The sequence below is a fragment of the Chitinophaga sp. genome (assembly GCF_039596135.1).
In the GTDB taxonomy this organism is placed as follows: Bacteria; Bacteroidota; Bacteroidia; order Chitinophagales; family Chitinophagaceae; genus Chitinophaga.
Genome location: NZ_JBCNKH010000007.1, coordinates 1 through 26,025, shown reverse-complemented (window position 1 = coordinate 26,025; position 26,025 = coordinate 1). Strand labels below are relative to the sequence as shown.

33 protein-coding genes are annotated in these 26,025 nt (G+C 42.8%); 6 read left to right on the top strand and 27 right to left on the bottom strand.

What is annotated here, in order from left to right; genetic code table 11:
• The 24 genes from ABDW16_RS07195 to ABDW16_RS07080 all read right to left on the bottom strand — a co-directional run bounded on the left by ABDW16_RS07195 (position 1) and on the right by ABDW16_RS07080 (position 17,799).
• Positions 1 to 1,200, bottom strand: a complete 1,200-nt coding sequence (locus tag ABDW16_RS07195) for a hypothetical protein (protein WP_343668720.1) — start codon at positions 1,198 to 1,200, stop codon at positions 1 to 3.
• Positions 1,197 to 1,757: a hypothetical protein gene (locus tag ABDW16_RS07190; protein WP_343668719.1), complete on the bottom strand. Its 561-nt coding sequence runs from the start codon at positions 1,755 to 1,757 to the stop codon at positions 1,197 to 1,199. Before ABDW16_RS07190 ends, ABDW16_RS07195 begins: the two co-directional genes overlap by 4 nt.
• An 86-nt stretch (positions 1,758 to 1,843) precedes the next feature.
• Positions 1,844 to 1,990, bottom strand: coding sequence for a hypothetical protein (locus ABDW16_RS07185; RefSeq protein ID WP_343668718.1), 147 nt, complete (start codon positions 1,988 to 1,990; stop codon positions 1,844 to 1,846).
• Positions 1,991 to 2,010: 20 nt separating this feature from the next.
• A complete protein-coding gene (locus tag ABDW16_RS07180) occupies positions 2,011 to 2,622 on the bottom strand; it encodes a hypothetical protein (protein WP_343668717.1) in 612 nt (203 codons plus the stop codon).
• Positions 2,623 to 2,628: 6 nt separating this feature from the next.
• Positions 2,629 to 3,789, bottom strand: coding sequence for a terminase large subunit (locus ABDW16_RS07175; protein ID WP_343668715.1), 1,161 nt, complete (start codon positions 3,787 to 3,789; stop codon positions 2,629 to 2,631).
• Positions 3,789 to 4,241, bottom strand: coding sequence for a terminase small subunit (locus tag ABDW16_RS07170; RefSeq protein WP_343668713.1), 453 nt, complete (start codon positions 4,239 to 4,241; stop codon positions 3,789 to 3,791). The genes ABDW16_RS07175 and ABDW16_RS07170 overlap by 1 nt, the downstream gene beginning before the upstream one ends.
• A 149-nt stretch (positions 4,242 to 4,390) precedes the next feature.
• Positions 4,391 to 5,128 carry a glycosyltransferase gene (locus ABDW16_RS07165; protein WP_343668712.1) on the bottom strand — a complete coding sequence of 246 codons (738 nt, stop codon included), beginning with the start codon at positions 5,126 to 5,128 and terminating at the stop codon, positions 4,391 to 4,393.
• Positions 5,125 to 5,613: a hypothetical protein gene (locus ABDW16_RS07160; protein WP_343668711.1), complete on the bottom strand. Its 489-nt coding sequence runs from the start codon at positions 5,611 to 5,613 to the stop codon at positions 5,125 to 5,127. The genes ABDW16_RS07165 and ABDW16_RS07160 overlap by 4 nt, the downstream gene beginning before the upstream one ends.
• On the bottom strand, positions 5,603 to 5,860 hold the full coding sequence (locus ABDW16_RS07155; RefSeq protein ID WP_343668710.1) for a hypothetical protein: 258 nt from the start codon (positions 5,858 to 5,860) through the stop codon (positions 5,603 to 5,605). Before ABDW16_RS07155 ends, ABDW16_RS07160 begins: the two co-directional genes overlap by 11 nt.
• Positions 5,857 to 6,108 carry a hypothetical protein gene (locus ABDW16_RS07150; RefSeq protein ID WP_343668709.1) on the bottom strand — a complete coding sequence of 84 codons (252 nt, stop codon included), beginning with the start codon at positions 6,106 to 6,108 and terminating at the stop codon, positions 5,857 to 5,859. Before ABDW16_RS07150 ends, ABDW16_RS07155 begins: the two co-directional genes overlap by 4 nt.
• Positions 6,101 to 6,601, bottom strand: coding sequence for a hypothetical protein (locus tag ABDW16_RS07145; RefSeq protein WP_343668708.1), 501 nt, complete (start codon positions 6,599 to 6,601; stop codon positions 6,101 to 6,103). Before ABDW16_RS07145 ends, ABDW16_RS07150 begins: the two co-directional genes overlap by 8 nt.
• Positions 6,598 to 7,611: a hypothetical protein gene (locus tag ABDW16_RS07140; protein WP_343668707.1), complete on the bottom strand. Its 1,014-nt coding sequence runs from the start codon at positions 7,609 to 7,611 to the stop codon at positions 6,598 to 6,600. Before ABDW16_RS07140 ends, ABDW16_RS07145 begins: the two co-directional genes overlap by 4 nt.
• A gap of 202 nt (positions 7,612 to 7,813) precedes the next feature.
• Positions 7,814 to 8,197, bottom strand: coding sequence for a DUF3127 domain-containing protein (locus tag ABDW16_RS07135; protein WP_343668706.1), 384 nt, complete (start codon positions 8,195 to 8,197; stop codon positions 7,814 to 7,816).
• Complete coding sequence (locus ABDW16_RS07130) at positions 8,194 to 8,526, bottom strand: VRR-NUC domain-containing protein (RefSeq protein ID WP_343668704.1); 333 nt, start codon at positions 8,524 to 8,526, stop codon at positions 8,194 to 8,196. Before ABDW16_RS07130 ends, ABDW16_RS07135 begins: the two co-directional genes overlap by 4 nt.
• 243 nt (positions 8,527 to 8,769) lie before the next feature.
• Positions 8,770 to 10,932 carry a VapE domain-containing protein gene (locus ABDW16_RS07125; protein ID WP_343668703.1) on the bottom strand — a complete coding sequence of 721 codons (2,163 nt, stop codon included), beginning with the start codon at positions 10,930 to 10,932 and terminating at the stop codon, positions 8,770 to 8,772.
• Positions 10,896 to 12,449: a DEAD/DEAH box helicase family protein gene (locus ABDW16_RS07120; protein WP_343668702.1), complete on the bottom strand. Its 1,554-nt coding sequence runs from the start codon at positions 12,447 to 12,449 to the stop codon at positions 10,896 to 10,898. The genes ABDW16_RS07125 and ABDW16_RS07120 overlap by 37 nt, the downstream gene beginning before the upstream one ends.
• Before the next feature lies 1 nt (position 12,450).
• Positions 12,451 to 13,053 carry a siphovirus Gp157 family protein gene (locus ABDW16_RS07115; RefSeq protein ID WP_343668700.1) on the bottom strand — a complete coding sequence of 201 codons (603 nt, stop codon included), beginning with the start codon at positions 13,051 to 13,053 and terminating at the stop codon, positions 12,451 to 12,453.
• A gap of 10 nt (positions 13,054 to 13,063) precedes the next feature.
• Positions 13,064 to 13,942 (bottom strand): AAA family ATPase, encoded by an 879-nt coding sequence (locus tag ABDW16_RS07110; protein ID WP_343668699.1) that lies wholly within the window; start codon positions 13,940 to 13,942, stop codon positions 13,064 to 13,066.
• Between the two features lie 351 nt (positions 13,943 to 14,293).
• Entirely contained in the window at positions 14,294 to 14,662 is a 369-nt protein-coding gene (locus tag ABDW16_RS07105) for a hypothetical protein (protein ID WP_343668698.1), read from the bottom strand.
• Positions 14,663 to 14,688: 26 nt separating this feature from the next.
• Positions 14,689 to 16,107 (bottom strand): DUF6745 domain-containing protein, encoded by a 1,419-nt coding sequence (locus ABDW16_RS07100; RefSeq protein WP_343668696.1) that lies wholly within the window; start codon positions 16,105 to 16,107, stop codon positions 14,689 to 14,691.
• 57 nt (positions 16,108 to 16,164) lie between these two features.
• Complete coding sequence (locus ABDW16_RS07095) at positions 16,165 to 17,001, bottom strand: hypothetical protein (protein ID WP_343668695.1); 837 nt, start codon at positions 16,999 to 17,001, stop codon at positions 16,165 to 16,167.
• A gap of 2 nt (positions 17,002 to 17,003) precedes the next feature.
• Positions 17,004 to 17,285 (bottom strand): hypothetical protein, encoded by a 282-nt coding sequence (locus ABDW16_RS07090; protein WP_343668694.1) that lies wholly within the window; start codon positions 17,283 to 17,285, stop codon positions 17,004 to 17,006.
• Positions 17,286 to 17,366: 81 nt separating this feature from the next.
• Positions 17,367 to 17,489 (bottom strand): hypothetical protein, encoded by a 123-nt coding sequence (locus ABDW16_RS07085; RefSeq protein WP_343668693.1) that lies wholly within the window; start codon positions 17,487 to 17,489, stop codon positions 17,367 to 17,369.
• Positions 17,490 to 17,496: 7 nt separating this feature from the next.
• Positions 17,497 to 17,799 (bottom strand): hypothetical protein, encoded by a 303-nt coding sequence (locus ABDW16_RS07080; RefSeq protein WP_343668691.1) that lies wholly within the window; start codon positions 17,797 to 17,799, stop codon positions 17,497 to 17,499.
• A gap of 498 nt (positions 17,800 to 18,297) precedes the next feature.
• Between ABDW16_RS07080 and ABDW16_RS07075 the strand changes: the two genes are divergently transcribed.
• The 3 genes from ABDW16_RS07075 (at position 18,298) to ABDW16_RS07065 (ending at position 19,878) form a co-directional block, all read left to right on the top strand.
• Complete coding sequence (locus tag ABDW16_RS07075; RefSeq protein ID WP_343668690.1) at positions 18,298 to 18,654, top strand: hypothetical protein; 357 nt, start codon at positions 18,298 to 18,300, stop codon at positions 18,652 to 18,654.
• 218 nt (positions 18,655 to 18,872) lie between these two features.
• The gene (locus tag ABDW16_RS07070) at positions 18,873 to 19,424 is read left to right on the top strand and encodes a hypothetical protein (protein ID WP_343668689.1); all 552 of its coding nucleotides are present in this window, start codon (positions 18,873 to 18,875) and stop codon (positions 19,422 to 19,424) included.
• Between the two features lie 19 nt (positions 19,425 to 19,443).
• Positions 19,444 to 19,878: a hypothetical protein gene (locus ABDW16_RS07065; protein ID WP_343668688.1), complete on the top strand. Its 435-nt coding sequence runs from the start codon at positions 19,444 to 19,446 to the stop codon at positions 19,876 to 19,878.
• Positions 19,879 to 20,646: 768 nt separating this feature from the next.
• Here ABDW16_RS07065 and ABDW16_RS07060 read toward each other — a convergent pair.
• The 3 genes from ABDW16_RS07060 to ABDW16_RS07050 form a co-directional block, all read right to left on the bottom strand.
• The gene (locus tag ABDW16_RS07060) at positions 20,647 to 21,567 is read right to left on the bottom strand and encodes a helix-turn-helix transcriptional regulator (RefSeq protein ID WP_343668686.1); all 921 of its coding nucleotides are present in this window, start codon (positions 21,565 to 21,567) and stop codon (positions 20,647 to 20,649) included.
• A gap of 258 nt (positions 21,568 to 21,825) precedes the next feature.
• Positions 21,826 to 22,254, bottom strand: coding sequence for an SDR family NAD(P)-dependent oxidoreductase (locus ABDW16_RS07055; protein WP_343668684.1), 429 nt, complete (start codon positions 22,252 to 22,254; stop codon positions 21,826 to 21,828).
• Between the two features lie 135 nt (positions 22,255 to 22,389).
• Positions 22,390 to 23,385 (bottom strand): NAD(P)H-binding protein, encoded by a 996-nt coding sequence (locus tag ABDW16_RS07050; protein WP_343668683.1) that lies wholly within the window; start codon positions 23,383 to 23,385, stop codon positions 22,390 to 22,392.
• Positions 23,386 to 24,183: 798 nt separating this feature from the next.
• Between ABDW16_RS07050 and ABDW16_RS07045 the strand changes: the two genes are divergently transcribed.
• The 3 genes from ABDW16_RS07045 to ABDW16_RS07035 all read left to right on the top strand — a co-directional run bounded on the left by ABDW16_RS07045 (position 24,184) and on the right by ABDW16_RS07035 (position 26,001).
• Positions 24,184 to 24,765 carry a Crp/Fnr family transcriptional regulator gene (locus ABDW16_RS07045; RefSeq protein WP_343668682.1) on the top strand — a complete coding sequence of 194 codons (582 nt, stop codon included), beginning with the start codon at positions 24,184 to 24,186 and terminating at the stop codon, positions 24,763 to 24,765.
• A 99-nt stretch (positions 24,766 to 24,864) separates the two neighbouring features.
• Positions 24,865 to 25,500 carry a nitroreductase family protein gene (locus tag ABDW16_RS07040; protein ID WP_343668681.1) on the top strand — a complete coding sequence of 212 codons (636 nt, stop codon included), beginning with the start codon at positions 24,865 to 24,867 and terminating at the stop codon, positions 25,498 to 25,500.
• A gap of 6 nt (positions 25,501 to 25,506) precedes the next feature.
• Positions 25,507 to 26,001: an ester cyclase gene (locus ABDW16_RS07035; RefSeq protein ID WP_343668680.1), complete on the top strand. Its 495-nt coding sequence runs from the start codon at positions 25,507 to 25,509 to the stop codon at positions 25,999 to 26,001.
• Positions 26,002 to 26,025 lie beyond the last annotated feature (24 nt).

Sequence of the window (26,025 nt, the reverse complement as noted above, 5' to 3'; positions counted from 1 at the left end):
CTAAATTACCTGAGCTACATTTTCAAATCCCATCTCCACATCCAGTTCCAGGTTGAACAGCTTATCTGTTTTCCCCTTCTTTATCTCCCATTCCGTAGTCGTGAGGGTCACTGGAATCAAGATATTACCTGCCCCGCCATAAACACTGGCATCAGTCTCCATGTAAACGAGCGGAGACTTTAATAACTCCGCCAGCATCCTTGATTCCGTGTCAGTCAGATAGTCGCTAATCAGTTTTTGCTTCTCAGTGTAGGTGCTGTAATAGTTCCGGGTCAATACCTCAAACCTCTTGTTGGTACTATCATACCCAGTTGCTTTATTGACTGGCTGTCGCTGGTACGTCTTCCGCTCTGTGGTTTGAGTCTGTTTCGTATCCAGCGTGAAATTGAACGAATCAAACCCGCCTAACTCGTTAAGGAAGTGAAGACGGGTACCGGGGAAGCGCTCGCAGAGACTATATAGATCGATCTGGCATACGGAGCCACCAATAGGCTGTAGGGTATAGTACGCAGCAGTATTGTATATAGTGCTACTAAATGCTAACCTGGAATATAGGTAATCAAATCCAATGTGCAAATGCAGTAGTCGATTATTGGAGGCGGATAGGCTATTGTAAGGATTAGATATGGTAGTTGAATAGATGTTGGTACCTGCCAGATCATATATCTTTAGATCGAATCCGGTTATTGCCGTTACGTCGCTTTGCATTAACGACATCATTATGCTGTCCCGCTTCCTCGCCACTTGCCGGGCGAATCTTGTCAGCCAGCGGTTATTGAGGTAACCGGTATGATTAAAGAAAGGCAACCGCAAACCATTTATGGCTCCATTAAAAATATACCCGCTATAGCTGGCAAGGTTGGCGTATATCACGTTATTATACTGCTCTCCAAACTGAACACTATAATCAGACAATGCGCCACCTGATGTTACCACAATGGATGGGCTGACAACCTCATTTAACTTGCAGTAGTCAGCGCTAACTAACTCGTACAATATTCGGGAAACATCAATGGTTACCGGATCCGTCCCCACCGCCTGCGGTTGGTATTTTAAAGTGGCCAGTAGCTGACCGTCGCCACTATATACGTCGGCCACGAACTTGAAATCCGGTTGAGAATAGTTGTCGGACGTTAGCGAAAAGACTACCGGATTAAACGCTGGCGTATATTTCTGCGGAGTTGTGCCTATCGTAATCATATGCCTTTAAGTGAGTCTATATTTACTTTAATATTAATAGCAATGTCCTTTGCCAGAGCTGCACCAAGATCCCGCTTTAAACCTTCTACTATCCTGTCCAGGGCCTTCTGTTTAAATGGCCTGGCGGCCAACCCTTTTTGTTTAACGATTGTACCTATTGCAGCCGCAATCGCATTCACATTTGGTCGTACTCCATTCTCGTCTGCATGCGCGCCCATGATCCCTTTTTTAGTTACTCTATCGGACAGATCATTTTTCTCCTGTAGCCATTTTACCAAGGCGTTGCGCATGCTTTCCGGCACATACTTATTCTTAAAAGAGTATGGGCTGCTGGTGTTTTTATTTCCCGGACCTACCCCCTTCACCCCCTTGTCTACAAAATCCCCGTAATATAACATGCTGACCCGGCCCTTAAAGGCCAGCGAATTCATTTTTACGAATTCCAGTTTAATAGATGCAGATAGGACGCCAGAAGCTGTAATCTCCGCCTTATAACCCCCATATCCTTTCCCCTGATTATTAAGTCCCTTCTGTAGCTCCTTAATAAGCTCTCCCATCCAATATGTAAACACAAGCTCCCCACTCTTGGGATCAAGATCGATGTCATTCTTGGATATCCCTAATGTATCAAGGAACCCACTATCTAATAACTGCCTTTGCCTTTGCCCTTCTGAAGCCATTTGTTGTGCTCTTCTTTTTCATACCTTGCCTTGTCTTTCAGGAAGGCAAGATCGTTAAGGAAATTGATTGTGTTAAGGTCATACGCCTGGGCAAGTGGTATACGTTCCATCTCTGCTACTTGAGTAGCGTTTAGTAGCCACCCCCAGCGCTCACCAAAGCTAATCCGTGAATGATCTGCTCCATCTCTGTCAGCCTCTTCCCCTTCTTCATCTTTCGTTCCAAATAGCCCGGAATAACTTTTAAGAAGCGATTCCAGGCATCGAAGAAAAAATTTGATATAGCCAGTGCCTGTACAATTGGCAACTGCAGCATGGCCTCTGCTACATCGTCGAACGGTATCGACCCGTACGACTGGATCTTCTTGTCCTTAACTGGTCGGCAGATCGCGGCCAGCATCCGGTGCAGGTTCAGGATGTTCTCGTCAGGCGTCTTGGCCACTGACATCACATCGATGAACTGACCTGCAACCACATCACGAAACTCGTATAGCGGTCGATATACTTGCCCATTGACAGTAATCTCCCTTGGAGTAGGGATAACTGGCACATCACCTATGGACAGGAACTTGGTTCGCTCACACTCCTTCATCAGGTCTGTAAGCAACATACTTTCATAGTGCTCAATAGGCTTGCCATCCAAGCATGAAAGGAGATGTACCTGTCTATCCACTTCCAGTTCAAAGTTGCCCTGCTGAATGTCATACAGCTGTTGGAATTGACCCACTGTTACTTTATCCCACATATCATATTATCTTAAATCGTAAATACCACTATTACTATTAGCCAGCTTATTCAGCCCTACATACCTTAACGGATCAATCAGGTGATTCAGAAAATCCACCGGCTCGTTGAGCGTCTTACCGTTCTTGTCCTGTTTCCACTTATAGCTATTCAACTCTTTACGCAGATTCGTGCTGTCCCGGGTAACATTGAGTTTGAATCGCTTAATGATATCAATACTGTTCTTTACGCTATCCCATCCTTTCTGTGCCGACTCTACCTGGTACCCGAAATTGTTTATCTCAGCTATCGACTTCGGTTCCGCGCTATCTGCCACTATGGCATCATACAGGGACACTCCGAGGCCCGGGAACTTACTGGCTATGTCCTGATTCGTTAATGCTGTTTCATATATACGTTCCTTTAACCACAGCTCACCATCACACTTGTATACACTAAGCAGGCCCGTAGGGTCGTTTGTGAAGCCGAAGTCAAGACCGTGTGCGATCAATTCTGCTGCTGCCGGGATCTCGTCTACTATGCTGTAGTTCCTGAATATAAGCCCTTCGATCTTCCCAGTCAGGCCCCGACCATACACCTTGAACAGCTCATAATCTTTAAAGCGTAATGCCTCTATCTTATCCCGGATCTTCTGCGGGCAGAATGGATTATGCCGGTGATCGCTGATGAATAATCTTACCCCTTTCTCGATCAGCACATCTGAATGCACCCAGAACTCAGCATTCGGGTTGTAATCAATAAACACCTGTTTCCTGGTCCTCATTGCCAGCTCGGTATATATTCCGTACGGTATGCCGTTCGCTTCATTGATGAATAGGTAATCACGCTTACCGCTCTTGGCATCCTGCGGACTATCATAAGATTTGAACTCTATTACTGAGCCATTCCAGAACTTGAATATCCTATCCGTCTTATGATAATCAACTACCAGTTTGCTGAGGTCAGGCGAGGACGCTACAATTGCCTCAGCGTCCCTTAACGCACCCGCTTTCAGGTTTGGTATGTCCTGACCCACTACAGTGATTACCAGGTAGGGGGCCTGTATGGCCTTTGTGAAAAGGACTTGTAGGATGCTATACGTCTTACCAGAAGATGTCCCCCCCTGATTGACAATCACATCTTCACCTGCCATCAGGTTAGCCTCGTATAGTGGACCTACGCTAAACATCAGATATCCACCTCCTTCTCGGAAGTTGATATCAGTGCTCCATCAATAGCCGGCATTACTTTGACCTCAACACTAGTTAGCTCCACCTTCTGCTCAATAGCCTGCTTCTCCTGCCAGCCGTAATTAGCCATCAGATCGAATTTAAGGCCCTGAGTGCTACCTTCTGCGTTAACGAGAGCATCAGCCTTACGAGCCAGTACCTCGGCCTCTATGGCGTTAATCGTGTCAGAAAATTCGGGATACGTTTTATAATCACCCCAACTTTCGCGAGATATCCCGATATATACCTGGAAGGAACCAAGTGTATAAATACGCGGTGCCGGCACCTGAAGAACCTTGCCTGCTGACACCTCGTATTTTATATTATTATCACATTTAACCTTAAACTCCTCCCAGGCATTCTGTATCTCTGCCGGTTCTGAAAACTTCATTGGTCTGCCTGCGTTACTCATTATATGTCTGTTTACTGGTTAAATGATATGCGTTACACTCCCGGCAGAAATAATACCTGCACTCCTTCCGTTTACGAAAGGACTTACGCCCCTTATGTGCCCGTATCCAGTACAGGGCGTTTTTAGCCTCTTCCTTCGAGAGTGAACGTTTACTGCACATATTCCTTCATATCAATTGTCATCTGCCCATCAAATGGGATATATATATTCTCGATATCGATATACCGTTGTAAGGTATTGACGAATTCGGGCCATGTCTTACTCACCTGTTCGGACTTACTATACCCGTATTTGATGTCATCCTTGTCATCCAGGTGGATAGCCTTAACTGCCGGTAGGTAGTAGTTGACGTATCCCATCCTTTCACATCTAACGTTATAGTCATTGTCGATAGGACCGTATAAGCCAAAGTCTTCACGCATATATCCGATAGTATCGAATACCTCGCGGCTTATCATAAACTGGCCAATGACATGGCCTGGGTGAATGATCATGCCATTATTCATTCTGCTGGGGTAGTTATGATCCCCTACAGATATAGATACCATCCCGGAATTTAAAACAGTCTGCATGTAGTTGACGCGATCACGGAGCCAATTATCAGGCTCGAGAATGTCATTAGCCATGAAGATAAATGCATCGTATTTGTTGGCAATAACTGACAATATCGAATTAAAAGGTCTGGCAATACCAACATTCTCAGCTTCGAATATGATACCAGATACATTACTTAACGAGTTCAGGTAAGACCTTACCCGAGAATCAGTACTACCATTATCCCATATGTATAAGTCAAATGGATGCCCAGCATTATTCCGGTTATGCTCTATTGTCTGCTGAAGCAATTCATACCGGTTATAACTAAGCATTAACGCTGCAACTCTCATACGTACTTTTTGTTTGGGCCGATATGCCTAGCTGGATTACCGGCGTAGGTTTGATAACTTTCTGTCTTTACTTTTAAGGTCATAACTGATCCCATACCAACCATTACACCTTCTGAGATATCATGATGCTGGTGTATCACCGCATTAAGGCCGACATTCACCTTGTTCTCCAACAGGACATGCCCGCCTATCTTAGCCCCGCATGATATAACCACCTCGTTACAAACAATAGCATCATGACCTACATGCGAGTGTTTCATCAAAAAACAATTGTCACCGATGACCGTCAAATCCGCAATGCCAGAATCAATAGTGACATGTCCGGTGAATACATTATTGTCCCCTATGATCACACCCTTGTCTGCTCCCCACCTCTCCCGGTGCTCCCCTGGCATCCCGATAACACAGTATGGCCCGATATAATTATTATCCCCCAGCTGAACGTTCGGACCTATGACAGCGGTAGGATGGATATTATTTGCCATTCCTTCTTTGTGATTTAGCCTCTAATTTGTATTTATCATACTGGGTGTAGATGATTCTAACCATTTCAGAGACGCACTCTCCGCACCATCTCGAATAGTGCACTTCGCTAATAGCTTCATTGTGGACTCTCTGCAGGGCATCAAATACCGGCTTATCAATATTTCGCATAAACCCAACCTCGGTTAAGCTCTCCCAATGTCCTTTATGCTGCTCAAGTACTTTAATGTGTTCTACTGTGAATTTCATGTGTCGATCCATTTATTAATTATGACGGCTGTTACTGATGCAGCCGCACCTATATATATCACTTCGAGCGTGTTTTTTTCAAAAAAGATGGAAGAAGATATACCAAGCCACCAGGCAAGGCATAAAGGGCAGTCGAAGGGCTTCAGCCTTTTGACCTTAAAGAGCTTCTTCACTCTAAATGGAATGCCAGTCTCAATAAACGCCAGAGATAAACATGCGCTTCCTACAATCAGCAATAGGTTATTCATACTTTTTGATTTTCTTCTTAATTATTTTTCTTGCGTTGTTAACGGTATCATGAATGCTTTTAATCGGAATTCCAGTGCAGTCGGCCACTTCCCGTAATGTTCCTTTTTCAGCATACAAGGACAGGATACCTGAATCATACCAATACACATCTTTAATAGCTCTATTTACTTTGTCTACCAGATCTATATCTGGTAGGGTAGACTGCCCAACAAGGACGATATCATTCGCGTGCTCACGTATAACCTCAGCATCCCTTCGATACTTTTTATGAAATGCGCTGTTACGGCTACAGAACTGATGCTTTGCCAGTTTCCAATAGAAACACTTAATACATGTTTCATTAATCCTTTCCAGCTTATCGCCGGGCAGTTCCAGCATTACCAGGGCGAGTTCCTGATATAGGTCGTCTGCATATAAACCGCCTATCTGGTTGCAAATCTTTCGGTAGTCGGGATCTGTCGTGAATGCCCGAATGATATCGTCTCTCTTCATAGCACAGATTTAAAAGCGTCGAGTCTCAGGTAATTAAGGATACGGATGTCATAGTTCTGGCGAACGTATGCGGCAAGGGCAGCACCATTGTCAGCCACATGATTCGGATTGTCCTCGCACCACTGGATCCACCGATAGAAGTCAGATGCCTTGTCTGCCCGCATCAGGAAGGGACATACATCGTCCAGGTAAGGACCAGTATTGGAAACAATGATCGGCATGCTCTTACACCCAGCTTCCAATACCTTCAGATTTGATTTATGGGCATTGAATTCATTAGCTATTAAAGGAGCCAGGGCAATTGTGCCATGTTCATACAGGTCCATATAGCTGGATACTGGCAGGTGCTGTACAGTTCTGAACCCCGATAGCTGACCTGATGCACCTAGCATGTTTCCCATCTTACGATACACCTCAGCATCTTCTGCTACCCCGGCAAGGACTACCTGGTTGGTGAAGTTATGTCTGGCCAGTTTTCTCATCGTAGATTCAAGGAGTCTGAGATCCCAATAGTGCGAACCACCACCAACATACACGTATGCATTGTCTTCATGCTGTGATTGTCTGGGGATAAACTGGTCATCATCAAAAGGCAGCCCATTAGGTACTACGTGAACGTTACCATTATATGGCAGTATCTTCTGGTAAAGACGATCGCTAGTACATATTACAGCATCTGCAACAGATACATTTCTAAGGATATGCTGTTCCAATTTCTGCGCCTTCCATATCCCTTCCAGTAAATGTCCTGGGTACAGCTTCCAATAATCATCCAAGTCTACTATTATCTTGAAACCGTACTTCTTCCTAAAGTCCAATATCTGATCCAGAGAGGTATTATATGGCAGTCTGTTATAGAATAGGATATCACATTCCTTCATGCTGTCTTCAAAGGATAACCCTGCAGGGACTCCCTGGATATATCCGGCTTGCTGTAGGTAGGTGATCGGCAAGCGGACACGGTGATAATCGCATCCGCTTGCGTTGTTAACGAGTGATAGTATTTTCATGCTTGTTTGGCCTCTGGCATGGTTTAATTGATTAATGTGGCATTCCCATTTTCTCGCCTGTCCAGTCATGAAACCTACCAGGCCATGAGGCACTGCGACTACTTAAACACAGTAGCGGATGAGCGATGAGATTGTGAACGATAAACCAGAATTTATTTTTCATGTTTTTTTATGATTATGCACCTTACGGGGTGCGGGTGAATTAAAATGGTAAGTCATCTGAAGATGCTGCAGGCGCATAACCAAGATCCGCCGCTTGCGCAGGCTCATTCGTTTCGGTCGGCACTGGTTCGGCATTAGCCAGCTTCTTAATCCGCCAGCACTGCAGGGAGTTAAAAACATATTCCTTACCACTCTTCTCCGAATGCCGACCACGCAGATTAATATGGCACTCCACCATTTGACCAGGTTGGAAGCCATCCAGCACATTACAATCACCCTGGGTGAATTGTACCTCGTAGGTCTGTGGATATTGAACGTCCTGTTCTTCTAACCACATTACCCGCTTTTCAAAATTCCCGAATATCTCAGATGGAAAGATATTTTTGATACGTCCCTTAAGGACGATTTTTGCTTGATCACTCATGATATTATTTTTAAGATTAATGATTGAAATTCCTCGAAGGAGCGAACTACGTGCACTGTGATCCCGTGGTACAACCACACTTCATGCACCGCCTTCTGATCTGGTGATAACTTACCGGTCTCCGTCTTCAACTCAATTCCAACCGGCATCCCATGATACAGGCAGAGCATATCTGGTATTCCGGATACAACCCCTGACGCTTTCAGACTCATCGCTTCCCTTGCATGCCTGGTACCGCCATTCGGTACCGCGAACAGTAGCTTCCTGAGCTGTGGGTAGCTGTTGTATGCCCACTGGAAACATTTTGCTTGTAGTTGTAATTCGCTCATGATTTATTGGTTTGTGGTGGTAAGGTGGTAACGGTGGTAACCAATTTTCTGGAAGTTGCCGCGAACCATATATATTTAACTGGTACACTAATACACTAGTACAGTTATTTTATAATTATAGTTTTATTAAATTTTCGGTTACCACCTTACCACCTTTTCTATATGATTGTTTACTGTGGTAGATTTGAGCGGTGGTAACCATATCTGTTTTTAGGTTACCACCCGGTTACCACCTTACCACCCTTATTGAGTTATAAGTGCTCCTGCGATCCCGATCTCCACAACCTCATATGCCTTCTTAGATTTGCCATTCTTCTTAAAAGCCTTATTCACATACCCCAGCCGCTTCATCTCCTTCCCTACCCTGTCGAGGCTCAGACGCTGACCGCTCAACTGTTCCAGTCGTACCTTCACATCCGTGGCAGTACGCACGCAGATATTAAACCTGTCACCATTGGCAGGGAGATCATAGTACCGGTTGATCAGTTCATACTCGATACTGTATGATTCGAATGTGCTGGTATTGTCATTCAGCACTTTGATATCATCTCGGGTCAACTCCCACTGGAATCCTGACAAGTATAGATGATAGGCTTCCATCAGCACATCAATCTTATCGATAGCGTTATATGCTGCCTGGTTGATGGACAAAACGTTAATAGGTATGATGCGGCGATTACCGGTGGGGTCGTTCAGGATCTCGTTATCGTTAGTGGTGCCGCCCAACACTGCCAACCGGTGGAGGTCCACATTATTTCGCCCGTATGGTTCCCTCAGTGAGAATACCTGTTTACTGGTCAGCTCCTTCAGACGACGCGCCTCTGCCTTGCTTTTCCCTCCCATCTCGTCGTCCATAATGATGAGCTTCTGTGTCATCAGGATTTCGTCATCCTTGCCGGCATCCAGTTTGCTTTCACCATAGTAGCCCCGCAACTCTGCTGGCAGTAGTCTTCGCCACCACTCCGTTTTACCAGTACCCTGAATATTACCAGACAGGACCAGCATCAGCGGCGAGTGCTTGCCATGAGCTGCTGATATCAGTCCGACCAGCCACTTTGTTCCAAAGTGCAGTTTATAATCTGGGAAGAACTCATCACCGGCAAGACCCGTGTCAGACTCAATAGTGTCAAACAAGGCGTTAATTGCTCCCTTCGGTTGACGGTGCTGGTGACGCTCAAAGAACTCCAACAGTGGATTATAATCGTGCGTGAAGTCGCTATTGATGATTCTATCAATCAGCTCATAGCTGCACTTTTCGAATACTTTCTTCCCGGCGATGTAAATGGTGTTGAAGTCTTTAGACTGCAAGGGCTTGCCGCGGTTCTCAATATACCTTGTGATCACATTACGGCGCAGTTCGTAGTTCTGCTTGAGCCATAACTCCACCGCATCAACCTCATTGTCCTTTGTGTCAATGGTGATGTTATTATCAAACACCTGGTCAACGATGTCTTGGGTAACTGTTGGGCTGATCCCCTCCGCATCCTGCAGATACTCAATTACGCTTTCCTTGGTGCGTGCACCCTTTTTTGCCAGTGCGGCAGACTGTACGATCAACTTCGTCTGCTCTGACATTACCCGGATACCAGCCTGCTTGGCATAGAAGTAAAACGTGGCAATGGTGATACCTGTCCGGCGGGCCTTCAGGCAGTTATCATATTGCCGGTCACACAAGTCGGCGCGGTAATCCAGATGGAACTGGCTGACCTGGTGAAAGTACGCCCGGCCACTCTCTCCCATCTTATCGCTGATGGCAAACCCTATACGCAGCCATGACTGATAATCCCCTGTGATGTCAATACGCCGTCCAACGATCTCTTTGATGATGGAATCAAAGTCACTCTGCACAAACACCACCTCCGGTACCTTTTTCAATGCAGCCTGCTTCTTTGGATAGATAGTAAACTTGTCAGCCTTTTCATTAACGTATATATGCGGATCATACGAAACTATACGCGCTCTGCTAACGTCACGACAGGACGGATCCACCACAACCTGATAAGTGGTGTACAGGTACTCCTGCAATCCTTCGAATGCCTCGTTGTGCTTCTCAGGGTTAATGCGGACCATGACTGCCAGTCCCTTACCGCTTACACTCGTGAAGGCGGAATAAACATACCGGTCAGGACACAGCAGCGACTTCATTTCCTCAGGATCCACATCGTCAATATCAATGCAGATAAATCCTGAGTGCTGAACCAACCCGGCAGCTTTACGCTCGGTGAACTTACCAGAGATAGTGCAGTAAGGCAGATCTGTCTTTGCCATGCTCCCGGTACGAACCGCCAGCACTTCATCCTGCCATTTCCCCTCAGCGATGTACTGAAGTAAAATGTCAACCGGTATGTCTTTCCCGCCTTGTACTTGCTTTATATTGCCGTAGAGGCTAATGGTTGTGGTTCCCATCCGAATATATCTTTTAACTCTTTAAGCATCCATTTGTCAGTCATGTCCCGGTAGTACCGGGTATATCCTTCACCCTGCTTCTCGCACCATTCCTTTACCTTCCCCTGGAACATCTCACGTAGCCGATCTGCCACACCGTTGTCTATACTGGTAAGATGCCATTTATGCTTCCCGGTCATAATGATGGTCTTTTTCATCTTATGCAGCACGGCATAGTTATGCTTCCCCTGGCCGTCCTGTATCATCCTGTCAACCTCTATAACCAGTGGTTTCTGTTCCGTCAGCAACTCAAACTCAGCCAGTGTAGTATCCACCTTCATAGCCGGCTTGTTATTGGCTCCACAGAAAGGGCAGATATGGGCACTTGCGGAAATGATCGCTTCGCACTGTACACACTCCTTTACCGGTGCTACCCCATCACCCTTACTTGGAGGATCAGGATTATAGAATAGTTCCTTCCAGTCACGCGGCGCACACCAGTCCCCATGCGTCATAGCATTGCCTCCCATGTCTAGAATGGTGAATATATCCTTATCAGGATATGGTCTGGAGCCTCTGCCAGTCATCTGCAACCATAGCGGCAAGGACATAGTGGATTTATTGACGATGACAGATTGAACAGAAGGTTCGTCAAAGCCGGTGGTGAGGATGCCGACGTTGTTCAGGATCGCATTGGGAGTTGCTCGTAACCAGGCAAGGCATTCCTTACGGTATTCCTCACCGGCGTAGCTGTCCAAGTGACGTGATTGATAGCCGGCTTTCAGGAAGGCAGCATTGACCAATTCACTGTGTTCTATGGAGCAGTTGAATACTATGGACTTGGTATTAAGGCAATGCTGTTCATATCCATGCACGACGTTATCAATCTGCTTCTTCTTGCTGAATGCCTGTCCCATCACCTTGTCATCGAATTCACCATTCTTAATTTTCAGATCCGTCCTATTGATATTCTTAATGTGGTATGTGCGATTCTGTACGAGGCTACCAGAGGCGACCAAGTCGGGTATATCAATACCGCAAACGATGTCTTCATACAAATCTTTCAAAGGTTCTTTCTTACTGGCGCTGATAGGCGTAGCTGTGAACCCAACTATCCAGGCATCCGGGAAGTACTCATGAATCTTTTTAAAATTCCCGATGTGACACTCGTCTATAATTACCATACCCACATTGCCGAAGTATTGCGGATTTTTCTTCAACCGGTTATTTACAGTCTCGACCATGCCGACATACACCGGCACATTCGGTATCCATTTTTGTCCAGCAATCACAGGGTATGCAATAATCTCGTGCCAGTCATACATGGTGCGTTTAGCCTGTTCAAGCAACTCAGACCTGTGCACCAGTATGAGCACCTTTTTATTATTACGAGCCAGGTACCGCTGTACCAGTCCGGCGAAGGTGACGGTCTTTCCGCCACCGGTTGCCAACTGGAACACCACCTTTTTAAAACCACCAGCAATCTTGCGGGCTACTTCGGTAATCGCGTTTTCCTGGTACAGTCTAAGCTGTTTCATTCTACCTGATTTGAAGATTCTTCTTTTCAACTATACTCGCACCAGGCACCTTGACCCCTTGCTTCAGCGCATCACCGACACGCGTCTTGCTAGCTGATGGTTTTAGGTCCAGCAGCTGAAGTATATCTTCGTTGATCCCCGCGTCCGCTGCTTTGTCTTCCATCCCTTCAACTATCTTCATTGACACCGTAGTGAATTGAAGGATATCGTCAAGGAAGGTTTCAGATAGCTCCACCGGATTTGACTTGCGATAACTGATCTTCAGCAGCTCGCTATCAATTTTATCATATCCGAATTGCTTCATGCCTTCATCCAGCGTTTTCCGGAATAGCTCTGCGCGGTTATCAGCGCGTTGTTTCAGCCCTTGCAAGCGCTTGATTTCAGCGGCAATAGTATCTGACTCAGCGTCCAGCTTCCGAATAAGGAACCCGTAGCTGATGGCTTTCTCTTTGAAGTCCTCTTCACTGAGTTGAAGAGCAGCCTGCATTTCATCATCCAGCACACCGTCATTTTCCTCAATGAGTGCCAGTAATGAAAGATGATCCTGCCTGATATTGAACAGTGACTTCTTCACCGGTGCAGCTGGCTGCTCTTGCTGATCCATGTATAATTGTTTACTTGCTCCCATTTTGCTTCTCTTTTTGAGTTTTAAGTAAATCATCCAGCTCGTTAAGCTGTGACGATGTCAGTGTGAACGCAGCTATGATCTTCTCGTACACATCTATCTCACCGGTTCCTAGTCGTTGCTTAGCCTTGAAGAACTGCTCATCAGAGATGGCAGGTAGTTGAACTGGTGTAGGTGTCGCACCAGATTCACACCACTCATATATCATTCTGCCGGTAGATGCATCTGGCACGAAGGCGGGTTTCCCCATGAATAAACCGGTTCGGTCCTTTGACGCAGTAGCGTTGTGACGCTGGTCAAGCTCCAAGTTAACGGTCAGCTCGTACTCAAATCCTTCACGAGTAATTTCCTTTGTGCCGGCCTTCTCAACTTTTGTCTTGTTACCATCTTTGATCACCTCATATTCCTGCTTTCTGCGAACCGTGGTAATAACGTGGCATTTTGATTGAAGGATAGCATCAAGGAATGCCTGATGTCGCGGTGTTACCTTTGCCCAGTCGGCAAACTTTCCACCCAGGCTATCGACAATTTCCAGGCATCCACCTTTCCCATCCCATTCATGGGTGATACTGTCAATAATAATTACCTCCATACCCGCCTCTTCGCATGCACGAATCGCTTGTATATATCTTTCCGGTGAATATGGAGAAGAAAGTGACAGTACCTGATAGTCACCTAAATGGCAGTACAGGTCTGCTGATTGGTTTTCAGTGTCGATCACTCCAATCTTACTCCAATCAGCAGTGATGCCGAATGCAATGAGCAAAGCAGACATTGTTTTACCACCACCAGCTACAGCAGATAAACCCAGCCTAATTTTTGCCTTCTTCCTTTCTGCTTTGCGAAGAGTGAATGTATTGTTAGACATATCAAATATGTTGTCTATAGTGCCAAAGAATAATTGGAATCATCACCATCGCCATAAACACTAAAAGCCCTGCGATACTCGAAAATGTGTCCCGCCTTTGCAACTTGCGCAACCATTTCACCTTCTGTGCAGGCGTCAGGTTGGAGAAGTAAACTGTATTCTTTCGGCGCATATAGTAAATTGAAAAATGAGATGATATTATTTCGGTCATTCTTAGTGTAATACCTGCACCTCACCACCTCTTTCGAATCAATAATCATAATCATTGTACCAGGCATAAGTAAATATTTTAAAGTGAGCCGGAACAGAGAGCAGTCCCGGCTTATTACACTAACTAAACCCTATGAAACGTTAATCAATAACCTGTTCCAGCAACTTGCTGTATGGGTTATATGAATTCTGAATGAAGAACTCATAATTTCCCTCCGGCAGCAGGTGACTGTTGTGATCAGCCTTTTGTAGTTCATCAGTCTTTGTCCAGGATGCATCTGTAAAATTGCTTTCATGCACATGCTGAAGACGAGCACCGTCACTTCCTACTGCACAGACAATGCGCCCATCTATTTCAAACATCTGCACATCTCCTGTTAATACATGCATATGCCCTGAATGCTCTCCCAATGCGATAGGCTTGTTTGCTACCTTCTTTGCATTGGCAGGAATGGATCCAATAGATTTAAACTGTACGTCACCCTGGTGACCGCGTAATTCGTTTTTCATGATTTGTGATTGTGATTGGTGAATAATTATGATCTGAAGTCGAAAGAATATTCGCTAACGGAGAACATTGACAGCGATGCCATGGCCTCCATAGCATTTGTGTGATGAGGTTCTACACCCTGAAGATATTGTGATCCGGTACTCGGACATACCATCTTTACCCATGCAAATGGCTGGTTGTCTATTTCCTCAAAGGTCTCCTTTGTTTTTAGCAAGGTGACCGTTTCGAGATCTCCATTCTTGTGGGTAATTGTCCTTACATCCACTTCCTCGGAACCTAGCAAATCCATCATACGCTTTTGCCCTAACACCTCGTAGATGCCACCCTTTATCTCACTATTTTGCTCTTTCAGGAACATTTCACGGGTGATCTCATTAGCGGCTGCTTTCTCCCATATCCATGAGGGCAACGCACGACCGTTGATATAATACTGGCAATATCCATCTGCAAATTCAATGGCTGGTCCGGTTGGGTTGTGGAGTCTTCCGGCTGCATTGCGAATGATCTTTGTAGGCATGTCTGACACGATACATACATTTGATAGTTGCACCATATCATATATTCCACAAAGCATTAGGTCGCGATAACGAATGAAATCATCGTTCGGTTGAATAGCATCAATTTGAAGGAAATAATCAAAGTATGCCAACCAGCTGTAATCACTGACATTTCCATATGAAGCGAATGGTTCATAGTTGGCCCCGACGTTGGCCCTGACGTTGGCCCTGACGTTGGCCCTGACGTTGTCCCCGACGTTGGCCCCGACGTTGTCCCAGACGTTGTCCCCGACGTTGTCCCAGACGTTGGCCCCGACGTTGTCCCAGACGTTGGCCCCGACGTTGTCCCAGACGTTGGCCCTGACGTTGTCCCCGACGTTGTCCCTGACGTTGTCCCCGACGTTGTCCCCGACGTTGGCCCTGACGTTGTCCCCGACGTTGGCCCTGACGTTGTCCCCGACGTTGTCCCCGACGTTGGCCCTGACGTTGGCCCTGACGTTGGCCCTGACGTTGTCCCAGACGTTGGCCCCGACGTTGTCCCAGACGTTGTCCCCGACGTTGTCCCAGACGTTGGCCCCGACGTTGTCCCCGACGTTGTCCCAGACGTTGTCCCAGACGTTGGCCCTGACGTTGGCCCAGACGTTGGCCCTGACGTTGTCCCCGACGTTGTCCCCGACGTTGGCCAAAGGCTCGCTTTGCTCCCCTCCTGGCAGCTTCGCTATTTCTTTGAGATAGGACACTGCATATTGAACAGCCAAAGGGCTATCAACAAATATGATTTGCTTCAGGCCATCTTGCTTACAAAATTTGTAAAGCCAAGAAATTGCCGCAGCCGCCGCTGGTCTGTTAGTCCTATTTTTACAAGAGAAGATATAGTCCTTCCAGAAGTCACGGACTCCTAACATCTTTTGTTCCTGTTCAGGCGTTAGTGTTTCAAGTTTTTTCATACTTTTGAAATGAATAGTTGTTATTTAATTGGTCGGCACTGCGAATGCCGGCCTTTTTTATATGTGACAATTACCAGAACATTCACCGGACCATAAATCATCTTGGTCATCAAATTCAACCATGTCAAGTGGTGTCATACTGCGGTGCAAAAAGCACTGGTTTTTTACACCTTTTTGCGTGCTATTACGGATAGCGTAATCGACTTGAACAGCAGCGTCAAAATCTTCAGGATTATGTTTTTTCATCCGTGACCAATTAAGATCAGACTGATATGGACAGAATACGCATGATGATTTTGGAGGGATCGGGAACCCCATTTTTTGATACCAATTATATAAATCAACCCTGCTCATTTGAATACCCCAGTTTAACTTTTCCCAAATCCCTTTAGCATTGAACTGATATCCTGTAAAAGGATATACATGTCGTTTCCATTTCTGCTCTGGTTCTGACATTCTATCTAATTCGTCAACTGTAATTCCCTTCCAAACAAAGGTTTCTGGACGTCGTTGCCGTGGTCTCATTCCATATAATCTTCTAATCACCTCGTCAACAGGCCCAATTTTGTACTCGCTCGTACATTGTCTACGTAACATCCCCTGACTGCCATCATCATTTTTAGTAAAGCACGGAATAGACGCAAAGCGATTACCAGAACTATTTGTTCCTTTCAATAGATCTTCAAATAGATTCTTTTTATCGGTTACAATTATTGGTATACCCGAATTATCAGATTGCCATTGGAGAAGGAACTGAAGATATTTATAAGTACCAGCCTTTTCCCTTCCTGGATCTGCAGTGATTGCATAGTCAGCTCTCGGTAACTCTCCCATGCTACTCATGAAATAAAGTGCTGTTGATTGGACCCCTAATCCCAATGAAATGATATTCATGATTAAGAATATAAATTATCACAGTAGTATTTTACTGCCTCTATCAGCACATCCTCTCCTAAAGCAATCAACCCCTTACAGAAGTGATACATTGATTGCAATCCTGTAGGCACATCGAATGTGATATCCAACAGATAATACTTTCCATCACTGCTTACCGTGATGATGCCATGAGCCTCCTTCTTCCCCAACTCAATGTTTACACTATACCGCTCAATCGTGCCGAGAAGGCAATGAGATGTTATTGTCAGCCGGTATCCGGCGACGTTGGTTGTAACGCTCATAAAATATTAGTTGAATGATTAGAGAAAGGAGTGCTATGCTTAGGTAAACTATCCAAATAGCGTAGCAGAGTTCGTACATGGTTAGCTCTTGATGAAGTTTCGGATCAATCCAGGCATCAACTTATACAGGCCATATCCAATCAGCGGAGCACATACAGCAAACCAGATAAAGGTTTCGTGTTGGTAGAAGTTTTGGAGGTTCATGGTATAATTAGTTTATAGGTTCGTAAGTAAGGTCAAACATGTCAGGCTTGCATGGATAGAACATGCGATCATCTGTAGGGAATGGTTCCTTTATCAGGTAGTCGTTAAAGCAACAAAGCATTATACCCTCTTTTGTAGGTATGTTCAGACCAGCTGGACGCCAGTTCAAGTCATCTTCCTCCAAGAATGAGATGGTAATCTGTTTATCGGAAGGCATAATAGAATTAGCCCAGTCCTGCACTTCATAAATATTATCGATAGTCAATTGCATTGCTTCGATCTCAACTGGTTTCTTACGGAATTTTTTCATTTGGTGTTAGTGTTATTGGTTTGAGAATGTTTTTTAAGCGCTTCCTGTCTATCCAGGTATCTCCACTTTGCCATAAGGTGTCGGGCCATCTCATGTACCTGTTCCTTACGCGTGGGCTTTTTCGACTTTACTGGTTGCTCACCGCGCTTGAAAGAGACGTACATGGCTGAGGATTTAGGTAATTGCGAATCTTGACGGCAGTAGGCTCTTTTACAGGGAATCCCATAATCGCTCTCTTGAGAGTCCCCTCCGATAATCCAGTGGACTGGATGGCAGCCTTAAGATTACCGTGACCGGTGATTTTCCTCCGCAGTCCGGATTTTTCCCCTGATTCTAGCAGTATCATCCTGACAGCCGGATTATTAACTATATTTGCGTTCATCATTGCGTTAACTGATTTGTTAATGCAAATATACATTGACAGAAGCAATAAAAAGTCAACAATTATTGTTTTAGGCAAAATTTAGTCAATATTCAATAACGACATACCCTAATTAGATGGAACTCAAAAAAGAGATTGAAAAGCTGCTAATTGATCTAAAAAATTATAACTGGGGTAGGAAAGAGATAGAGGAAGAGTTTGGTTATAACCCTAATTATATATCTCAAGCATTATCCCGCGGAGGCAATGACAAGTTATTGGGCAATTTAAAAAAACTTAAAAGCCGAGTCGAGAAAGAAGAGGGAAAGGATATGGTAGAATATGATATGGGGGCGGCAATAAAAAAGATAGAAGCAATGCAGGAGGTTACTCTGTCTGCTGTAGCTGAACTTCTGGCAAAGGCGAATGGGCAATCTTCAACGGTTGCTCTTGGTCAATTGCAAGAGCTGGTAAACAAACGCTTAAATTCTTAGGGACAAACACTATAGCCCTCTTACCAGGGCGTTTTTTTTGTTTTTTCATAACACATTCACGATTGGAGTAATGGACAAATATAGGTAGTAAGTAGTATCAAAGCTCAACCCCGACAACGCAGTATATATGCGTTGCGACATTAATCACACAAAAATGTGAATTTTAATGCATTAACTACCAATTAATACTTGTTTAACCACAAAATCAATATACCACTATGAAAAAAATTGTACTGCTATTTAGCATGATATCTTTATTCGGTTGTCAAAAAGCGGACAGAGAATCATCAATCGAAAAGTATATTACCAAAAGAGCGCTAGGCGTTGATTTGAAGTATCATTCTAATGATTTAGTAGAAGTTAAAACGGTAACTGTAGGGGAGTCATTGAAAGAATGGAATAGAATCAATAAAAGTGAAGGGCAGCCTTTAACAGATCAAATTAAAATAGTTGAAAAACTTGTTGCTCAAATGCGGGAAAATGGAAATGAAAAATTAAGTATTTGGGAATATAAATTAAGCAGGTTAAAATACTTATCTACTATGAGGCCAGAGGATATCGATTATACAGTATATAAAAATGAATATACCATTATAAATCCATTACTCAATAATGCAAAGCAATCTTTATCAGCATATTTCATCGCAAACCATGATGGGGAAATTGTTGCCCGAGAAGATGCTGATAAATTTGGAAGGGAAGACGCTTACCGCTTTGCTGATACAGAACAAGCAAAATATGAAACAATGATGATTAAAAGTAATTTATAAAACAACAAAAAAGGGCGCTATGAAAAAACTTTTACTGTTAGCGTGTACTGTTAGCCTATTCTCTTGTGGTAAAAAGGACTCGGATAATCCAGTACCAACAATATTCTCTACTTGGCGCAAATACAGTTCCAAGACTATAGGTGTATATTTTTCAACTGGGGTTATCGTAAAAAAGGACTCAACCATAATATACGGTAAACCAAAAGACAGCTGGATTTTCACTGAGGACAGCAAATTAACAATATATGATGAGGCCAGTAATCATACTTGCAGCACAACATTTACTCAAAAAAGTGATTCTATTTTGATTCAAGCAGGTGAATGTTCACCAAACAACTTTACTGCTCATGTAAATCTTTCGGTTTCGGGTCAATTAAATTTGAAATATATGTCTACCACTTATTACGGAAGCGATAGTACTCAATATATTACTGAAGTAATACTCCTTCGATAAGTATAATTTAGCAGGTCAATCAGGGGTCAAGTCGTTAGTTATTAAATTAACGGCTTGACTATAACAATTTGAATATCAATACATGAAAATAAAGAAAATGAGGAGCGCAAAATCTTGTCATCCCGACAAACAAGAAGTCCGCAGCGAAAGCTGCGGGTTTTGTTTTTGGGGCAACGTTCCGAGCTTGCTCGGATAAGCTGACAGAAAAACAAAGCAGCCCAATGAAATTGGGCGTGGCTTCTTGGGTAATATGGAGGGAATGCTGGATCGCCGAAGGCAATCCGGTTCACCCGACAAAAAGAAAAACCTCTGGTATGTACCAGAGGCTTTTTTATTTAAGAGCAGTGCAGCCCTGGTAGCGTGTCCCGACGTGTCGGGAAGGTCGTCTCGCTTCGAGCGGGATCTACCTGGCTAAATGATATATCAAATGTTATCAAAACCTGTAAATCAATATGATTACAGGTTTTTTTATTTCTTCTACTATCTATTTATATTATAAAATATCAAATCATCAGTGAGTGATTCGGTGAGTGAAGTTTGGCATTTGCTTTGAACTCACCAGAATACTCGTAAGTAGCTGTATAACAGTATCTATGTAAATAAATTTGCCCTTTTTTGATAGGATTCGAACCTGCGGACTAACGGAAAAGTGAAGAGAGAATCAAATCATTTTTTAACCTATCAAAACGTATTTCATGATTTCAAATCACACCATTTGGAAGTGACCGATGTTATGGGCAAGTGGCTTTGTTGTCTGTCTATTTGTTGTTAGTTAAACGATTGTCTAAATTCTAATGGTGAAAGTTTTGTCTTTGTCTTGAAAAGTTTGCTGAATGATTGTGAATGTTCAAAGCCTAATCCGTAAGCAATCTCACTAATTGAAAGATCTGTTGTAGATAATTTTTCTTTGGCTTTTTCAATTAGTTTGTCGTGAATGTGTTGTTGTGTATTTTGTCCGGTAAGCACTCTAAGCAAACTGCTAAGGTAACTTGGTGAAACGTTTAATTTGCCTGCAACATATTGAACTGTCGGCAATCCATTTGAAATTAAATCATCGTTACCAAAATAGTCAGTCAATAATTCGTCCAAACGACTTAAGATTTGATGATGGGCTTTTTCTCTTGTAATGAACTGGCGATTGTAAAATCGTTCAGAATAACTCAACAAGTTTTCAATATGTGTTACAATGATTTGTTTGCTGAATTTATCAATATTAGAATGAACTTCCTGCCGAATATTTTCTATAATCCCGTTAAGCGTTTTTTCTTCTTTTTCGGAAAGGAACAACGCTTCGTTTACAGAATAATTAAAAAACTCGTATTGCTTTATGGTTTTTGCAAGTGAGGTATTCCAAATAAAATCGGGGTGTACCAGCAACATCCACCCCGAAACTTTTTTGGCAATTTCTTTATCAATAATTTCGATACTAAGAACCTGTTTAGGCGACATAAAAAACAACACGCCATCGTCTTCAAAATCAAGATGCGGCTGTCCTCCGTATTTATATTTCACGCCCTTCATGCGTTTCATCGCTATGAAATAAAAATCATATACTACATTGATAGAGTCACGCTGAGATTTGTGCGAAGAATCATTTAAATTTATTATGCTAACCAAGGGATGTTCAGGCTTGGGCAAGCCCAAATGCCGATGGTATTCGCTAATTGATTTGATGCGTATGGGTTTCATTCGTTAATTTAAGTAAAATTTATGATGTTTCGCTTCGCCTTCTCAATATTTCGTTCGATCATCTTTGCAAAAAAGTTGGGGCAATCCGGTTCATCCATTTCATGCCGTTGGATAAGCCGGGCCTGATTTCAAATTTATCTTGCAAAATGCCTTTGATGGCCACATTTACCATCTTGTCAATCTTCATTTTTCCGACCGCCACGGTTTAGTCCGGGCACGGCCGTTTGCAATGGTTTTTCGGTTTGTGGCGGGGATATTTCAAATACTTTTACTGGCGTATTCTTTAGTTGTAACCTTAGTGCCTGCGAATAAATGTGGTAGGAATTGGTGGGTCATCCGTACCGTTCCTGAAAAATTGGTATCAATTTCATGGGCGATGTTTTCTGTGTTGATGCTGGTGTTTTGCAGGCTGGCCATTTGCATGATGCCGGCATTGTTAATGATGATATAGAGCTCGGGAAATTGCTGGGTTACAGCCGCACAAAGTTGTTCAATATCTTTCGGGTTGCTTACATCGTTTTGAAAAGTGTGTATCTGTGGAAACTGCTGTTTGGTTCGGCTTAGCTTTATCATATCCCGCACGGTAACAATGAGGTTTGCCCCTTGTCGCAGCAATTGTTTCACAAACTCCAAACCTATGCCATTAGTGCCGCCAGTGATTAGGATGGTGCTGTTTTTTATTACCATAAAAAGATTTTACTTTTTAAATTTATTAGCAGTATACTAATTATTCAAGCTCATATTATGTATGACATCGAAATTTGAATGGAAATTCCTTTATTCTATCTACGAAAAATTGTTTCCATTTTATCATGCACTCAATCAATTTTTATTATAGGCTTCCACAAATTCGGGCATATAGCTCTTTAATTTTGTTTTGCTCAATTCCGGACGATGCTTGTAGTAATCTTCGCCCAAAAGACCATTTTTTCCACGTCCGGCTGCCTGAAACTCCACAAATCCTTTTGCAACGCCTTCACTCATTCCCATACCTTTCATAGCATTCAATAATTGTTTATCGGAAATCCGCCCCCATTTTAAATAAGGCTTACCGATTGCTTCACCTAAGATTTTTGCTACCTCATTACACGTTAGTTCTTCGCTTGCAATATAGCGGATGGTTCGGCCAACAAAAGGTGTTTCTATTTCTTCTGCAATAACACTTGCAATATCAAATGTCGAAACTAAAACGTTCACGTCGCTTCCGTCAAGGTTATTAAGTATAACTCCACGTTTGCCACTTAAAAACCCTCCTAACCCATAATAACGAAGCGACATGAGCGCACCCAAAACACCTTTGCTGAGTTGTTTTATCATTGCTGCAAACCCAAGCAAATTATAATAGAACCCTACAGGGCGCATCACTTTGATAGAAACATCGGCTGGCAATTCATTCAAAGTTTTTTCGGCATAATATCCCCATTTAAGTACGCCAACGCCTTTGTCTGTATGTGCGCCAATAGTGCTAAGAAGAATTACTTTTCTTACGTTTGTTTTTTGTATTGCTTGTTTATAATTGTTCCAAATTAAATTCATGTTGTCTTCCATTTCCTGCAATGTCAATGGATTGCTTTTATGAAACATACGGCTTCTGTCGCCTGTTGCCATACAATAAACAATGTCTGCACCTGTGAAAGTATTTGTAAGAAATTCAGCATCTTCCATTTTGCCGATTGCCGCCTTTGCACCCAATGCTTCAATTTCTTTCTGTCTCTCAGCTTTACTGCTGATAACTGTTACAGAATGTCCTTTTGCAATCAATTCCGTTGCAAGTGGTTTGCTGATATGGCCCAACGAGCCTGTTAATACAATATTCATTTTCCTTTTTGATGTAAAGTTGTAACAACTTCAAAAAACAGATGTAGCCAAAATGACTGACGTTGTAGCCAAAAAGAAAGTTAATCTGAATTGTGCTGATCCATTCAAACTTCAGGATAATCCGCTTTTTAAGATGAAGAATCTTGATACACTTTAATTAGCTCAAATAAAAGGAGAGCATTCAGTTCTCTCCTCTATAATTTTTGTGGCGGCTTCCTGTAGTTGCATGACTCTTTTAAAAAACAATGATAGATCAGTTTCTGGTACAATGTAGTGATCTTCGTACCGGGCTTTTAGATAAGCGTTTTTCAGTATATCCAACAATCGCTTTTCTTCTTCTGTGTTATCGGGGAAAAAACTCCTGGTTTGTTACCCTTTGGGGATGGCAGTCAGTGGGGCCAGATAAGCTACCAGATCAATCTGCTTTGCGCTGCACACATTATTTTTTTATACACACGTTTTTCTGATTCACAATCAAGTATGCGCAATAAGAAACGATCTGCAAATAATTGTATATCAATTAGATATATTTACAATCTGTTCTAAATCCATTAAAAATAAGTTCGAAATTTGTACAGGCAGGGGCGACTTTTATCGATTTGTTCGATCTTGATATTTATTGTCGATCTCGTTCGATTTAACACAAACCTTGGAGGGGGGAATATTGCAGGTAAGTATCATGGATTCGCCGTTTGGTACTTAAAAGACTAACAGCAAACATTATCTATTCCCTAATTAAATCAGACCGACAGTGTCATCGGTTTGATTTTTTTGTTATTATTATGATAAAAAGATATCGTGTCGGTAGACAATCTTATAACTTATTTTCACAATTACATTCCGTTAAATAGTAGGGAGAAGGAAGATCTATGGAGTCGCGTGATCGAAAAAAAAATCAAGCGTCGGCAATTTATTCTCCAGGAACATGACGTTTGCAGGCATTATACTTTTGTAGTATCGGGTTGTACTAAAATGTATAGCGTTGATAATAACGGGGCGGAACATAATATTCAGTTTGCTTCTGAAAACGAATGGATAATGGACATTGGCAGTTTTCATTCCGAAAGAAAAAGCCGCCTTAATATAGAAGCTATTGAACCATCCGTAATCTTACAAATTGATAAGCCAGCCCTCATTCATCTGTATCAAAATTACCCAAAGTTCTGTATGATTTTTAGGGTTATCATTGAAAATAAATTTATAGAACTTCAAAACAGGCTGTTGCAAAACATAAGCTCCAATGCCGAAGAACGATACCTCGCATTTTTAGAACAATACCCTCATCTCTCCAAAAGATTGCCCAATACCCAGGTAGCATCTTATCTTGGTATTACACCGGAGTTTTTGAGTGTTGTAAGAAAGAATATCGCCCAAAAGTAGCTTACCCTTAAACTATCTTAAGCCTATTTCTTAAATTACCTTATTGGCTAGAGGCTTTTCTTATGGCCAAATTTGCATTATCATTTAATACAAAAGATAATGTCAATGTTAATAAGTAAGCTCAATTGGCGGTACGCCACCAAACGAATGACCGGGGAGAAAGTTCCCGATCAGAAAATTGAATCAATTTTAGAAGCTATCCGTCTTTCTGCGTCTTCAGCAGGTTTACAGCCATATACCATTTTTATAATTAGTAATGCAGCATTGAAAAAGGAAATTTATGAAAAGGCTTGTCATCAGCTGCAGGTTATTGAATCTTCACATTTATTTGTTTTTGCCAGCAAAACTACTATTACCGACAACTACATCAGAGAAATTGTAGCCAATACCGCGGGTATAAGAAATATACCTGTAGAAGCATTGGATGGATACTTCAATATGGTTAAAGGGCATAATGATACATTGACCCATGAGCAACGTGCCAATGGCGCCGCCCGGCAGGCTTATATTGCTTTGGGAACGGCCTTAATTGCATCGGCTTTCGAAGAAATAGACGCTTCACCCATGGAAGGTTTTAATCCTCTTATGGTAGATGAAATTTTAGGTTTAAAAGAAAAAGAACTGCAAAGCGTAGTATTGCTGGCTTTGGGTTATCGCAACAAAGAAGCAGATCTGCTGGCAATTGCAGAAAAAGCAAGAAAAACAAGAGCTCAGTTATATGTTGAAATAAAGTAGTTTCATATGCAAAAGTTAATGGTATCTCTGTTATTAATCTTCACGCTAGGCTATAAAACAACACAGGCACAAAATTTAAAAACTAAAGAAGGTAATAAGATGGAAGTAGAACAAAATAAAAAAGTGGTTATCAAATTCAATAAAGAATTTTTCGAATTAGGTAATACAGCAATTACAAAGGAGGTATTAGCGGATACATTTGTAAACCATACAGCTCCGCCTAACGCTCCTACAGATGCAAGTGTAATGATCCAATTCATTACTGGTTTTCATAGGGCATTTTCAAATATTTCCGTGCAAATTCACGAAGTGATAGGCGAAGCAAATAAAGTATCACTAAGAAAAACAATTACTGCAACACATACCGGAGAGTTTATGGGAAAGGCTCCCACAGGAAAGAAAGTGGAAATGAATGTAATTGAAATAGATATTTTAAAGGACGGAAGGATAACCGATCACTGGAGCCGGAACGATTTTATGCAGGTAGTTCAAACTCTTTAGAGGCTGATCGATTATAAGGAAAAA